We start from the raw sequence: 13,079 nt of genomic DNA, 5'->3' as shown, positions 1-13,079 counted from the left end.
GCGCTGACGCTCGGGTGAAGACCCGAATCCTTATCCGCGCTTCAGTTCGCGCTCTTCCTTGAGCATCTTGGTCTTGATGCGATTGCGCTTGAGCGGCGACAGATATTCCACGAAGACCTTGCCCTTGAGGTGATCCATTTCATGCTGGATGCAGACTGCCAGCAGGCCGTCGGCTTCCACCTCGAACTCCTTGCCGTCCGCGTCGAAGGCGCGCGCCTTGACGCGTGCCGGACGCTCGACGCCGTCGTAAATTCCCGGCACCGACAGGCAGCCTTCGTCGTAGACCTGCTTCTCGTCGCTGGCCCAGGTAATTTCCGGATTGATGAACACGCGCAGTTCGTTGTTGGTGTCGGACACGTCGATCACGAGCACCTGCTCATGCACGTCGATCTGAGTTGCCGCCAGGCCAACGCCGGGCGCGTCGTACATCGTTTCAGCCATATCGGCGACGAGTTTCTTCAGCCGCTCGTCGAATACGGTGACGGGCTTGGCGACCTTGTGCAGGCGGGGGTCCGGGTAACGGAGGATATTCAATAAGGCCATACTTTTCTGCTCACTGCGCTATCTGCGCTCTACAGCGATAGCTGAGGGTTGTTCTTGCCAGTTCAAGGAATTGTCGGCAGAATCAGTGTTTGTTGTCTTTGTGTCAACATTGTCGTGTAGACCGATTCCTCTGATTTGCCGCGATTCGTCGCTTTTTGGGCGCGATTTTTGAAAAATTTTATCATAGCCGCCGTACTCCTCCTCTCGCCGGGCCTGTCCGGGGCGGTCGCGGTCACGCTTTCGGAGGACGATGAAACAGTCGTGTGGCTGACGCCCGCGGTGCGCCCAAGCGTGTTGCCGCAGATCGCGCAGGGTGTGCGACACCCTGTTCCCGTGGCGCCGCTGCTGATCGACACCGTGCAACTGGCGCAAGCCCCGCGCATCGTTGCAACGCCCGACCGGCGAGCACTGATGGGCAAGGGCGACCGCATCGTCGTGGAAGGCGATCTTCACGGAGTCGCCGAATTCCGCATCGTGCGGCCGTCGCTGAAACTGCGCGATCCGCTGAGCGGCGAGCATCTTGGCGATGAAGTCATCCCGCTCGGCAAAACCCTGCTGCAACGTGAAGGCGCAGGCGGCGCGCACAGTTTCATCATCACATCATCGACACAGGAAATTACGCCGGGCGACTTGCTGATCCGGGATGCCGCACCAGTTGCAAATTCCATCGCCATCCGATCCGGCGCGACGGTGGATGCACGGATTATCTCCATAGCCGGCGGCGTTGTGCATGCGGCGCAGAATCAGGTAGTGGGCATCAACAAAGGCGGACGCGACAACGTCGCCGCAGGCATGTCGCTGGCGTTGTACGCAACACCGGAGCCGCAGCGTGCGGCCGCAAAAAATGCGCAGCAGCAAGCATCAGGGCCGCCGGAAAATGAGAGCGGCCGCTTGCTGATCTTTCGCGTCTACGACCGCGTTTCGTACGGGCTCATCACCAGCTCCGTCGAAGCGCTGCAGGTAGGGGACAAGGCGCTCGCGCCATCAACGGAATACACACCACATTGACCATTGCCAATCTCAATGACGCAGCCGAGCTGCGTGACTGGATCCGCTTCATGCAAACCGATGGCGTCGGCGTCGACATGGCGCGCAGATTGCTGTCCACCTTCGGCCTGCCGGGAGACATTTTCAGCGCCGGCTTCGACGAGCTGCGTGCGGTCGCGCCGGAACGCATCGCACGGGCGTTGCTGCAAGCGCCGACCGCGATGATGCAGAACCGGCTTGAACTGACGCTGGACTGGGCCGCTCAACCGGGCAATCGCATTCTCACGCTGGCCGATGCCGATTATCCGCAAGCCTTGCTGAATATTGCAGACCCGCCGATCCTGCTCTATATAAAAGGCCGCAGCGAACTGTTGTCGGCGACGTCGCTCGCCGTGGTCGGCAGCCGCAACGCCACGGTGCAGGGCGTACAGAACGCCGAGCGATTTTCCGAAGCGGCCAGCCATGCCGCGTTGACGGTGGTGTCGGGGCTGGCGCTGGGCATCGACGCGGCCGCGCATCACGGCGGCCTGCGCGGCAGAGGTTCCAGCGTCGCGGTGATCGGCACCGGCATCGACATCGTCTATCCGATGCGCAATCGCGGGTTGGCGCAACGCCTGGCGGACGAGGGTTGCATCGTCAGTGAATATCCGCTCGGCATGCCGCCGGTGGCGGCCAATTTCCCGCGTCGCAATCGCATCATTTCCGGACTGGCGCGTGCGGTGCTGGTCGTCGAGGCGGCGGCGCAATCGGGTTCGCTGATCACGGCGCGCACGGCGGCCGAGCAGGGCCGCGACGTGTTTGCGATTCCCGGTTCGATTCATTCGCCGTTGTCCAAAGGATGTCATCAACTGATCAAGCAGGGCGCCAAACTGGTCGAGTCGGAGCAGGACATCCTCGAAGAACTCGGCAAGCTGCCGCTGCTCGCGCGGCAGTCACCGGCGCCCGCCATTACATCTGCAGACAAGCACGCCGACGACTTGCTCGGCGCCATGGGTTTTGATCCGGTCGATGCGGATGCGCTCAGCATGCGCAGCGGTCTCGACGCGGCTGCGTTGAGCGAACGATTGCTCACGCTGGAGCTCGACGGGGCGGTGGAATGCCTGCCGGGAGGACGCTACCGGCGCGTGAATTGAAGCGGATAAATCGCGCTGACATCGGCGCCAAAAACCGACGTCAAATAATGACTCGCACAATCAGATAACGGTCAGACAACAACTCACAAGATATTCTGCGCAAATCTCAAAATCCTGCCATACTGGATTCGTAGACTTGTGTTGTGTCAACCTTCGCGATAGAGTAGAGCCATGTTTGACGTCCTTGTTTATCTGTACGAAACCTATTATCGCCCTGATGCCTGCCCTGAACCAGCGGCCTTGGTCAAGAAATTGACCGCCATTGGTTTTGAGGACGAGGAAATTACCAGGGCGCTCGGTTGGCTCACCGATCTGGAAGAAGCCAATCACGAGTTCGCTGATCAATATCCGCAGCAAACCGCCTTCTCCTTCGGTATCCGCATTTACGCCCAGCAAGAGATGGATGTGCTCGGCACCGAAGCTGTCGGCTTCATCCAGTTCCTCGAATCCGCCAAGATGCTCAACGCCGTGCAGCGCGAAATCGTTATCGAACGCGCTCTCGCGATCGGCGATGCGCCGGTGTCGCTGGAGAAGCTCAAGGTCATCGTGCTGATGGTCTTGTGGAGTCAGGGCAAGGAACCGGACGGTCTGATGTTCGACGAGCTGTTCTTGGACGAAGACGACGCCGAACCGCGGCTGTTGCATTGAGTCTTTTCTCGCCTTGCATTGAATGCAACAAAAAGACAGCGTCCATTGCGGCGCTGTTTTTCATGGTGCGGGCGCTTCATGCGCCGGTTGCAAAGCACATTGGCGGATGTACAGCGCCGCCTCGGATCGCGCTTGTTTTTTGCGGATTCGCCTGCAGATTGTCCAAAACCTGCTCGTCCCCGGGGAACCACGGCCTCACTGCGGCGCTTGCCGTTTGTTCTGCAACGCGCTTATCATTCCCCCGCACTGCTCAAATATTAGCTACTATATAAAAAGCATATTGCCAATATGCAATAGAAATTGCGCTTCAGCGCCACATTTTGGCGCGGCCGGGCAGCAGCCTACGACCCCTTTGCATCCTCTTTTGAGACCACATTTATGAGCAAGACCCTCATCATTGCCGAGAAGCCCTCTGTCGCGAACGACATCGCGAAGACGCTCGGCGGCTTTACCAAGCACGATGAGTATTTCGAATCCGACGAATACGTACTGTCCTCCGCCGTCGGTCACCTGCTGGAAATCGCGGTGCCCGAGGAATACGACGTCAAGCGCGGCAAGTGGACCTTTACCCATTTACCGATGATTCCGCCGCACTTTGCGCTCAACCCGATCGCCAAGACCGAGTCGCGCCTCAAGGCGCTGAACAAGCTGATCAAGCGCAAGGACGTCACCGGCCTGATCAACGCCTGCGATGCCGGGCGTGAAGGCGAACTGATTTTCCGCCTGATCGCGCAATACACCAAAGCCAAGCAGCCGGTACAGCGCCTGTGGCTGCAGTCGATGACGCCGGGTGCGATCCGCGACGGCTTCGCCAACCTGCGCAAGGATGAAGAGATGCTGCCGCTGGCCGATGCCGCCCGTTGCCGCAGCGAAGCGGACTGGCTGATCGGCATCAACGGCACGCGCGCCATGACCGCGTTCAATTCGAAAGAAGGCGGTTTTTATCTGACCACCGTCGGTCGCGTGCAAACGCCGACCTTGTCGATCGTGGTCGAGCGTGAAGAGAAGATCAAGAAGTTCGTCTCCCGCGATTTCTGGGAAGTACGCGCCGACTTCGTCTGCGCCGCCGGCATCTACGAAGGCCGCTGGCTCGACAAGCAGCACAAGAAAGACGAGAACGATCCGGAGAAGCGCCCCGAACGCCTGTGGAGCAAGGCTGCCGCCGAATCGATCGTGGCCGCCTGCCGCGGCAAGATCGGCAACGTCACCGAAGAATCCAAGCCGACCACGCAAATGGCGCCCGGCCTGTTCGACCTGACCAGTCTGCAACGCGAAGCCAACTCGCGCTTCGGTTTCTCTGCCAAGAACACCCTCGGCCTGGCCCAGGCTCTGTACGAAAAGCACAAAGTGCTGACCTATCCGCGTACCGATTCGCGCCATCTGCCGGAAGATTACGTGCAGACCGTCAAGGACACGCTGGACACCCTGTCCGAGAGCAACAATTATCATCAGTTCTCGAAGCAGATACTCAAGCAGGGCTGGGTCAAGCCGAACAAGCGCATCTTCGACAACGCCAAGATCAGCGATCACTTTGCGATCATTCCGACCACGCAAGCACCGAAGAATCTGTCCGAACCGGAACAGAAGCTGTACGACCTGGTGACGCGCCGCTTCATGGCGGTGTTCTTCCCGGCCGCGGAATTCCAGGTCACGACGCGCTTCACCGAAGTCTCCGGTCATCAGTTCAAGACTGAGGGCAAGGTCATGACCAACCCCGGCTGGCTGGCGATCTACGGCAAGGACGTGGTCGACGAGAAAGACGAAAACAGCGGCACGCTGGTCGCCGTTGCCAAGGACGAAAAGGTCAAGACCGACAAGATCACCGCCAACGGCCTGGTCACCAAGCCGCCAGCACGCTACACCGAAGCGACGTTGCTGTCGGCCATGGAAGGTGCCGGCAAGCTGATCGACTCCGACGAGCTGCGCGAAGCGATGGCCGGCAAGGGGCTCGGCACGCCAGCCACGCGTGCGGCCATCATCGAAGGCTTGATCAACGAAAAATACCTGCTGCGCGAAGGCCGCGAAATGATGCCGACCGCCAAGGCGTTCCAGCTCATGACGCTGTTGCACGGCCTCGGCGTGGACGAACTGACCGAACCTGAACTGACCGGCGAGTGGGAACAGAAGCTGGCGCAGATGGAACGCGGCAAGATCAGCCGTGAAGAGTTCATGCGCGAGATTGCGCAGATGACGCAAATCATCGTCAAGCGCGCCAAGGAATACGACAACGACACCATTCCCGGCGACTACGCGACGTTGAAGACGCCGTGCCCGAATTGCGGCAGCGTGGTGAAGGAAAACTATCGTCGCTTCGCCTGCACCAAGTGCGAATTCTCGATGAGCAAGACGCCCGCCGGGCGTCAGTTTGAAATCCCTGAAGTGGAAGAATTGCTGGCCAATCGCACCATCGGCCCCCTGCAAGGTTTCCGCTCCAAGATGGGCCGTCCGTTTGCAGCGATCCTGAAGATCTCGCGCGACGAAGAAATCAAGAACTTCAAGCTGGAATTCGACTTCGGCCAGAATGACGACGAAGGCGGCGAACCGGTCGACTTCAGCGAGCAGACCCCGCTCGGCCCTTGCCCGAAATGCGGCAGCGGCGTGTACGAAATGGGTCTGGCCTACGTCTGCGAAAAGCAGGTCGCGAAACCGAAGGCCTGCGATTTCCGCAGCGGCCGCATCATCCTGCAGCAGGAGATTCTGCCGGAGCAGATGGCCAAGCTGCTCAACGAAGGCAAGACCGACTTGCTGCCGGGCTTCATCTCGCAACGCACGCGCCGTCCGTTCAAGGCCTTCCTGTCGCGCGGCAAGGACGGCAAGATCAGCTTCGAGTTCGAGGAGCGCAAAGCCAAGGCGCCGGCCAAGGGCAAGGCGGCTGCGGCAGAAGCAGAGGGCGACGACGCTGCAACCGCGACCAAGGCGAAGGCCAAGCCGGCAGCAGCTGCGAAGAAGCCAGCCGCCAAGAAACCTGCGGCTAAAAAGCCGGCCGTGAAAAAGGCCGCGCCCAAGAAGACCGCCGCCGCTTGATCAAACATCGGCGCACAAAAAAGCCCTCGGCGACGAGGGCTTTTTTACGACCGTTGTGAACGCAAACGTTCATGCCGGAGCCGGGTTCACTGCTTGTAATCGATCGTCAGCGGAGAATGGTCCGAGAAGCGCGCGGTCTTGTAGATCGCCGCCGTCTTGGCCTTCTTGGCGATGCCGGCGGTGGCGATGTGATAGTCGATGCGCCAACCCACGTTGTTGGCCCAGGCCTGGCCGCGATTGCTCCACCAAGTGTAGGCGTCGCCGGTGGTTTCCGGATGGATGGTGCGGTAGACGTCGACCAAGCCTAGTTCGTCGAACACGCGCGTCAGCCAGGCGCGCTCTTCCGGCAGGAAGCCCGAGTTCTTCTGGTTGCTCTTCCAGTTCTTGAGATCGATTTCCTTGTGCGCGATGTTCCAGTCACCGCAGATCACGATCTCGCGGCCGCTGTTCTTGAGTTCCTGCAAATGCGGCAGGAACACCTCCATGAAACGGAACTTGGCTTGCTGGCGCTCTTCGCTCGACGAGCCGGAGGGGCAGTACAGCGAGATCACGGTGAGGTCGCCGAAGTCGCATTCCACGTAGCGGCCTTCATCGTCGAACTCTTGCACGCCGAAGCCGATGCGCACCGCATTCGGGGTGCGCTTGCTGTAGACGCCCACGCCCGAGTAGCCTTTTTTCACGGCATAGTGGAAATGGCCGACGTAGCCTTCCGGGGCGAGGAACTCCGGCGACATGTCGGCTTCCTGCGCCTTCAGTTCCTGCACGCAGATGAAGTCGGCGGATTCCTTGGCCATCCATTCGAAGAAACCCTTTTTGGCGGCGGAGCGGATGCCGTTGAGATTGGCGGAGACGATTTTTGGCATGGAGAAACTCACGTAAAAGTCAGGCGCGTAGCATACCTGATTCATTTAAAATGTGGGTTTTGCAGGCCGCTGCATGCATTTGAAGCGCTTCTTCCCCGCAGAGCCGGTTTGCATATCATTTTCCAGGAATGTATTTTGAGCAACTTACGACAAGAATTCATTGAGTTTGCCGTGTCCGCAGGCGTATTGCGCTTTGGCGAGTTCGTCACCAAGGCCGGCCGCACTTCGCCTTACTTCTTTAATGCCGGGCTGTTCAACGAAGGCGCGGCGCTGGCCAAAGTGGCGCAGTTCTACGCCCAGACCCTGCAGGAGTCCGGCCTGCAATACGACATGCTGTTCGGCCCCGCCTACAAGGGCATCACGCTGGCCTCGGCCACCGCCGTCGCACTGGCTGGCCAGGGTCGCAACGTGCCGTTCGCCTACAACCGCAAGGAAGCCAAGGACCACGGCGAAGGCGGCACCATCGTCGGCGCCAAGCTGCAGGGCCGGGTGGTGATCATTGACGACGTGATTTCGGCCGGCACCTCGGTGCGCGAATCGGTGGACATGATCCGCGCTGCCGGCGCCACCCCTTGCGCGGTCCTGATCGCGCTCGACCGCATGGAACGTTCGGGCAAGGACGACGCCCTGTCGGCGCTGTCGGCGGTGCAAGAAGTGGGCAAGGCCTACGACATGCCGGTGATCTCGATCGGCAACCTCAACGATCTGCTGCAATACCTGGGGCAGGCCGGCGCCGATGCACAGCTGTCGCAGTACAAGGATGCCGTGGCGGCTTACCGCACGCGTTACGGCGTGCAATAAAAGCAATTCACGCCATCTGCGGGAAATAAAAAATGCCCCGGGTCATTGCGACTCGGGGCATTTTTATTGAAGGCTTTTGCGGCAGCGTCAGACGGTGCTCCCGACTACTGCCGTCGTACCGACGCCCAGGCGTTGCAGGCGATCATCCAGTTCGCCGATCTGTGCCGCCACCGCGTTTTCTGTCAACTGGCCGCGTTGCTGGATATCTTGCTGCACCGATTCGATCTTGTTGGTCAGCGCGCTCAGATGGGCGTTCTGGCGTTGTTGCAGCTGCTGCAATTCGCTTTGCAGGTAACCGCGCAATTCGATGAAGCGCGATTTTTCGGCCTGGTCGGCCAGCTCGCGCTGCGTATCAAGCTGCTTGGTCAGCCGGCGCGCTTCGAACAGCGCGCTGGTTTGCAGCGCCATCACGTACAGCAGGAACGCTGCAGTGAGGACCACCACCACGCCCAGCATCACCAGGCCCAGCGGCGCCTGGAAGTCGGTAAACACCAGCGTCAGCGGCGTCGGCGCGAGGAAGGCTTGCCAGTTGACGGCGGCGAAGATGGCGACCAGCGCCAGCACCACGATCATAAAAGTTGTGCGGAATTTCATGAGCATTCTCCTGTTGTTGTTCGAATAAGAGGCGCCCGGGCGGATCGGGCGCATCGTCCAGGGTTTGGACCTGCGACGCGCGACGCCGTTCCTTATCGATTCGAAACAATGCCGGACGGGCAATAAAAAACCCTCCAGCAACTATGCCGGGTAAAACATATAATATTTATGATGCAAGTGAGTGTCTCCGCGGGTTACATGGGATTTTTTATTTGTTATATACAATAATATTTGTACACTTTGATTTTCTTTCAAGTTCGACTGCACGATGGGGGAAATCTTCGATTTGGCGCAGTCTTACTGCAGGCGATGGTAGATTCTGGATGTGATTGAGTCGAAATCTGACTCTATTATTTGACGCACCCATCAGATCCAATTTTTAGAAGTTGCTAGGCGATCAATCATCCATTTTTAGGATTTTTCTGATGCCAGCTTCTCTACGGCTAAGATAGTCTGCCGTAAATCCTTCAGGCTTAAGTCACCCGCTAGCAGAATTAATTTCGCTAAGCGGTCGTTAGGCTCGAATAAATAGCTAACTGGAATTTTGAGTGCAGATGCAATACGAATAACTAAACCAAAATCTGGTTCATGCACTCCTTTTTCATACTGATTCATTCTGGCGCTTGCCGTAAACTCATCAATTCCAGCCAACACTCCCAGCTGAAACTGCGAAAGCTCAGCACGTTTTCTGGCCTGCTTAAGGCGCTTCGAGAATATTGACGGACTCTTAGTAGGAGATTTCATACTAAGAGTCTCTTAATAAGTTCTTGACTGTGTACTAAGAGTTACTTAGTATTTTCGTCCATAAGAGGCCTGAATCGCTTATTATTCGGGGCTTATGGAAGAGATAGAGGTTTTTTTAGCTGAAGGTACGGCGCTGGACTCAGCAAGCATTGAGGAATGAAAAAATGAAGAAAAGCGACATTCGGCCATTTTCCATCTACATTGGACATGGCGGTGTCACTAGAAAAGTGAAATTCATCTACATGGCGGTAGATGGAAGTCTGTTCGTCCAATGGCGGCTGATCCGGTCTCGAGGCCAATCGGAAGAACAAAGTGAATCCGTACAGCCGATTGATGAATTCGCCAGATGGGCTAAGGCATTGAAGCAGACACTATCAAGAGATCTCGAGCATCACCTGAGCAAGCAATAGGTACGCCTCAACACATGCTCATACGCCCTAGGAAAGTGACCAAGAAAAATGGATAAGACCCAATGCCCGCATTGTGAGAAGAATTGCGTTCCCAAGCTATGGCACTACCGCCCGGCCTTTGACGCCCTCCGATACATGGCAACACAGCATCTCTGCCCGTTTTGCGGCGGCGTCATGTATCAGTCTGGAGGGCAATTGACGATCTTTGGCTGGCTAGTGGCTTTAGTGGCCGGCGCTATCTTCGGCATAGGCTTCATCGCTCAGTTATTTAAAAGTCGGGACATTACCGAGGTATTTATTGGCTTAGGCTCGTTAGCCTTCTGGGGGTTTATCGCCTACCAGCTCCATAAGCGATTTTCGGGACGCAGACGGTAGGGAGCAAGACCTGTGAGGCTGGAAATTACTCCAACTGCGAGCGGACTTAGTCTGCGGCCGCCCAATCAACAATTGACGAGCCTAATAACTCACCACCAGAGCATGATGAAAAACATAATGTGTCGCCTACTAATGTGCACCGTTTGCTTACTTGCGGTCACTGCTTGCAAAAAAGACGGCAAACCATCCGACGATACTGCAAAGCTGACTTTGGATCAGTACTACGCAAAACGCGGCGATCTTTGTCTCTATGTCGGTCAGTTCCCGGTCGATATCAGTCCTCGAGACCTAAATCCTTCCATTATGGAGATCATGAACGATGGCTTACCCGCACAACTAAGCGCATTGGAAAATGCGGGCTTAGTGGGTCGCAATTCGACGAGCGTCAGCGCCGGCGGGAACTTTGGTGCTCAAATGTCGGTGGTGCGCTTCACGATCACGGATCTTGGGAACAAGTTTTTCGGTACGAAACCTCGTGAAGCCTACGCGATGGGGGCATGGATTGATGTGAATCGACCTGAGTTCTGCTACGGTAAGTTCGTCTTGGATAAGGTCGAATCAATCACAGAAACTGAGGGTAAGGACGGTAGGAAAACGGCCGAGGTCAAGTACATCGTTCGTACTGATGGCGTGGCCGGCTGGACATCCAATAAGAAAATTCAGGATGCCTTTCCTGAAGTCAAAAGCTTGCTGAAGAGCGTCACAGTTGAGGTCACTAAAACACTCGTCCCAGTTGACGGTAACTGGAAAGTCGAAGATTAATCAGTGCCCAGTTCAGCCCAAAGCTCCGACCTTGACCCAATACATTTCATTTACATAGGCACTTGGGTCCGCACCTGAAACAGGCATTTATTAGCGTGGTTTTCCTATGAACATCCCATATGTAGCGCCAGAGGTGCGCACTACACTTCCTGTTTCAAGATGGGCTGTTAGCGAGTTAATTTTGCGTATGCAGAATCACGGAAGCAATGGTGACGTCCTAGGCGCGCTCGAAGCTCATTGCTTATATGGGATACAAAAACATGGCGCGGATGTCATCTCCGACTTCCCTGCATGGCAATTTATTTGGCCGGCGCCTTACTTGATCAAAAAAGTCTTGCCTCATCTTTCTGAAAAGCCAGGATCTGAGATACACATATTCTGGACCGTTCAACGCGATGAACTCAACGAACTGTCGCCGGCAGAGGTTCTCGCCGGTATGCCATATGAAACGCGAGACTCTGTCGATGAATGTCAAAGAAAGTACATGGTGCAAACGAGCCAAGAGCGCATAAAACGCCTACTTTCCGTGATTAAGAACTTAGACGTCTATTTATAGAAAGGAGGCTGCATGAGGCACTTCCAGCTTGAAGATAGCTGCCGTCAATCCAATCGAGGACACTATGGATATTGATTTGGACATCGCTTTTAAGAAGCTGCGCCAATTGGAACTACAAGACGGCGACCTCGGTGCCGTCTACTGGCATGAGGTAGCAATGTTGTTACGAGATGCCAATCAGCATCGCGAGCGAGCGCTTGCAGCGGAAGAGCAAGTCAGGAGAATGCGTAGCCGGAAAACCAAACCTGTACTCTGTTCACGTTCTGCCCCGCCCTTAGGATCCGAACGCTATTTGCTTAAGCGATTTTCACCGTAAAACGAGGATTGTCAGCCATATGCACTCTGTGGATTTATTCTTGTATTAATGACTATAAGAAGAGTTCGACCGCATCCGGGGCGTATTTTCCGTGATTGGACACGCAGATCGGCGCCGTGGACACTTCAGTTGACCTTCCTGGCTATCTGAATGTATCAAATAAATTAGCCCGCATATGCGGGCTAATTTATTTGTTCGAACGTCAGTTTCTGGCCGATTGCGAACCTCGGCGCTTCGTTTGTGGCGCAACCCGATCAAGAACAGCTCCGTATTCGCTAGGACACCGCTCCGACAATCTGGGTAGCCCATCCGGCCTGACCAGCGACTTCCTCCCCTTAACCCACATTACTGAACAGCTTGGCTGTCCAATCAGCGAACGCTCGCATCGCCGGAGAGAGAAAGCGGTGATGAGGGTAGACCAGAGATACCGGCACAGGTGCCGGTCGCATGCCGGCCAGTACCTCGACTAATTCTCCGTTCCGCAAATGGTCCGCCACCAAAATCTCAGCCACCTGTAACAGGCCAAGTCCGTCGAGGCCCAGCTTGATGTACAACCCAGTCTCGTTAACGGCAACCGTGCCGGGAACCGGAACATTGACGCTGTCTCCGGCCTCCATGAAATGCAACTCGCCTCCCCGCCGCGTCGTGCTGGAAAAGTAGTGAACCGCCCGGTGACGTTGCAGATCCTTCAGATCCTCGGGAATACCCTTTTCGTCTAAGTAGGACGGTGATGCGCAGGTGATCCAGCGCAACTCGCCCAGGCGGCGTGCGACCAACGTCGAGTCATGGAGGCTGCCGGTACGAATCACGCAATCGACGCCGTCCTGGACCAAGTCCACCTGACGATCATTTACGCCGATCATTAGGTAGATATCGGGGTAACGTTGTTGGAATTTCTCCAACTGAGAAAGGATGACGACATGTGCAATGCCGCCAGGCATATCCACTCTCAGTCGCCCTTGCGGCCGCTCAGCAGACCCTTGCAGACTGGATTCCGTATCGTCAATCAGGTCAAGTATCTCGCGGCAGCGGTAAAAGTATCGCTCACCCTCTGGCGTCAAGCTGAGGTTTCTGGTGGAACGGTTGAGTAGGCGTGTTTGCAAATGTTTTTCTAGCCTCTTGATGATGCCGGTGACTGATGACGCCGGTAAGCCCAGGGTCTCTGCTGCGCGGACAAAACTCCTGCTCTCCACCACGCGAAGGAATACCTGCATTGCTTGTACGCGATCCATGCATTGCCCTAGTAGCGATAGATAAAACGGCACTATAACCCAAGATTGTTCGCGTTTTTTGCATGATGAAAACCTCCAGGGCTACTTTTCC

The 13,079-nt window shown here is 56.5% G+C and carries 15 protein-coding genes; 10 read left to right on the top strand and 5 right to left on the bottom strand.

Features of this window, described 5'->3' with window-relative positions; translation table 11 throughout:
* Nucleotides 1–30: 30 nt before the first annotated feature.
* Nucleotides 31–543, bottom strand: a complete 513-nt coding sequence (gene def, locus DXT88_RS19975; RefSeq protein ID WP_265215739.1) for a peptide deformylase — start codon at nucleotides 541–543, stop codon at nucleotides 31–33.
* Nucleotides 544–678: 135 nt separating this feature from the next.
* On the opposite strand from def, the gene DXT88_RS19970 reads away from it, so the two are divergent.
* The 4 genes from DXT88_RS19970 to DXT88_RS19955 all read left to right on the top strand — a co-directional run bounded on the left by DXT88_RS19970 (nucleotide 679) and on the right by DXT88_RS19955 (nucleotide 6,335).
* A complete protein-coding gene (locus DXT88_RS19970; RefSeq protein ID WP_265215738.1) occupies nucleotides 679–1,551 on the top strand; it encodes a hypothetical protein in 873 nt (290 codons plus the stop codon).
* Nucleotides 1,552–1,601: 50 nt separating this feature from the next.
* Nucleotides 1,602–2,663, top strand: coding sequence for a DNA-processing protein DprA (gene dprA, locus DXT88_RS19965; protein ID WP_083830891.1), 1,062 nt, complete (start codon nucleotides 1,602–1,604; stop codon nucleotides 2,661–2,663).
* Between the two features lie 171 nt (nucleotides 2,664–2,834).
* Nucleotides 2,835–3,311 carry a DUF494 family protein gene (locus DXT88_RS19960; protein WP_016833773.1) on the top strand — a complete coding sequence of 159 codons (477 nt, stop codon included), beginning with the start codon at nucleotides 2,835–2,837 and terminating at the stop codon, nucleotides 3,309–3,311.
* 378 nt (nucleotides 3,312–3,689) lie between these two features.
* Nucleotides 3,690–6,335 (top strand): DNA topoisomerase III, encoded by a 2,646-nt coding sequence (locus tag DXT88_RS19955; protein ID WP_265215737.1) that lies wholly within the window; start codon nucleotides 3,690–3,692, stop codon nucleotides 6,333–6,335.
* Nucleotides 6,336–6,421: 86 nt separating this feature from the next.
* Here the strand turns inward: DXT88_RS19955 and DXT88_RS19950 are convergent, their stop codons facing one another.
* On the bottom strand, nucleotides 6,422–7,198 hold the full coding sequence (locus DXT88_RS19950) for an exodeoxyribonuclease III (protein WP_029363332.1): 777 nt from the start codon (nucleotides 7,196–7,198) through the stop codon (nucleotides 6,422–6,424).
* A 135-nt stretch (nucleotides 7,199–7,333) separates the two neighbouring features.
* Between DXT88_RS19950 and pyrE the strand changes: the two genes are divergently transcribed.
* Nucleotides 7,334–7,999 (top strand): orotate phosphoribosyltransferase, encoded by a 666-nt coding sequence (gene pyrE, locus DXT88_RS19945; RefSeq protein ID WP_029363333.1) that lies wholly within the window; start codon nucleotides 7,334–7,336, stop codon nucleotides 7,997–7,999.
* Nucleotides 8,000–8,086: 87 nt separating this feature from the next.
* On the opposite strand, the gene DXT88_RS19940 is transcribed toward pyrE, so the two are convergent.
* Both DXT88_RS19940 and DXT88_RS19935 read right to left on the bottom strand, forming a co-directional pair.
* On the bottom strand, nucleotides 8,087–8,593 hold the full coding sequence (locus DXT88_RS19940) for a LapA family protein (protein WP_265215736.1): 507 nt from the start codon (nucleotides 8,591–8,593) through the stop codon (nucleotides 8,087–8,089).
* Nucleotides 8,594–9,004: 411 nt separating this feature from the next.
* Complete coding sequence (locus tag DXT88_RS19935) at nucleotides 9,005–9,337, bottom strand: helix-turn-helix transcriptional regulator (protein WP_265215735.1); 333 nt, start codon at nucleotides 9,335–9,337, stop codon at nucleotides 9,005–9,007.
* Between the two features lie 164 nt (nucleotides 9,338–9,501).
* Here DXT88_RS19935 and DXT88_RS19930 point away from each other — a divergent pair, with 164 nt between their 5' ends.
* The 5 genes from DXT88_RS19930 (at nucleotide 9,502) to DXT88_RS19910 (ending at nucleotide 11,756) form a co-directional block, all read left to right on the top strand.
* Entirely contained in the window at nucleotides 9,502–9,747 is a 246-nt protein-coding gene (locus tag DXT88_RS19930) for a hypothetical protein (protein ID WP_265215734.1), read from the top strand.
* A gap of 48 nt (nucleotides 9,748–9,795) precedes the next feature.
* Nucleotides 9,796–10,122, top strand: a complete 327-nt coding sequence (locus DXT88_RS19925; protein ID WP_265215733.1) for a hypothetical protein — start codon at nucleotides 9,796–9,798, stop codon at nucleotides 10,120–10,122.
* A gap of 102 nt (nucleotides 10,123–10,224) precedes the next feature.
* Complete coding sequence (locus DXT88_RS19920; RefSeq protein WP_265215732.1) at nucleotides 10,225–10,884, top strand: hypothetical protein; 660 nt, start codon at nucleotides 10,225–10,227, stop codon at nucleotides 10,882–10,884.
* Between the two features lie 106 nt (nucleotides 10,885–10,990).
* The gene (locus tag DXT88_RS19915) at nucleotides 10,991–11,440 is read left to right on the top strand and encodes a hypothetical protein (protein WP_265215731.1); all 450 of its coding nucleotides are present in this window, start codon (nucleotides 10,991–10,993) and stop codon (nucleotides 11,438–11,440) included.
* Nucleotides 11,441–11,468: 28 nt separating this feature from the next.
* Nucleotides 11,469–11,756 carry a hypothetical protein gene (locus tag DXT88_RS19910; RefSeq protein ID WP_265215730.1) on the top strand — a complete coding sequence of 96 codons (288 nt, stop codon included), beginning with the start codon at nucleotides 11,469–11,471 and terminating at the stop codon, nucleotides 11,754–11,756.
* Nucleotides 11,757–12,091: 335 nt separating this feature from the next.
* Here DXT88_RS19910 and DXT88_RS19905 read toward each other — a convergent pair whose 3' ends face one another.
* Nucleotides 12,092–12,988: a LysR family transcriptional regulator gene (locus DXT88_RS19905; RefSeq protein WP_029363674.1), complete on the bottom strand. Its 897-nt coding sequence runs from the start codon at nucleotides 12,986–12,988 to the stop codon at nucleotides 12,092–12,094.
* Between the last annotated feature and the right edge of the window lie 91 nt (nucleotides 12,989–13,079).

The organism is Herbaspirillum lusitanum, assembly GCF_026127345.1.
Lineage (GTDB): Bacteria > Pseudomonadota > Gammaproteobacteria > Burkholderiales > Burkholderiaceae_D > Herbaspirillum > Herbaspirillum lusitanum.
The sequence above is the reverse complement of the archived record's forward strand: the minus strand, read 5'-3'. Positions and strand labels throughout refer to the sequence as shown.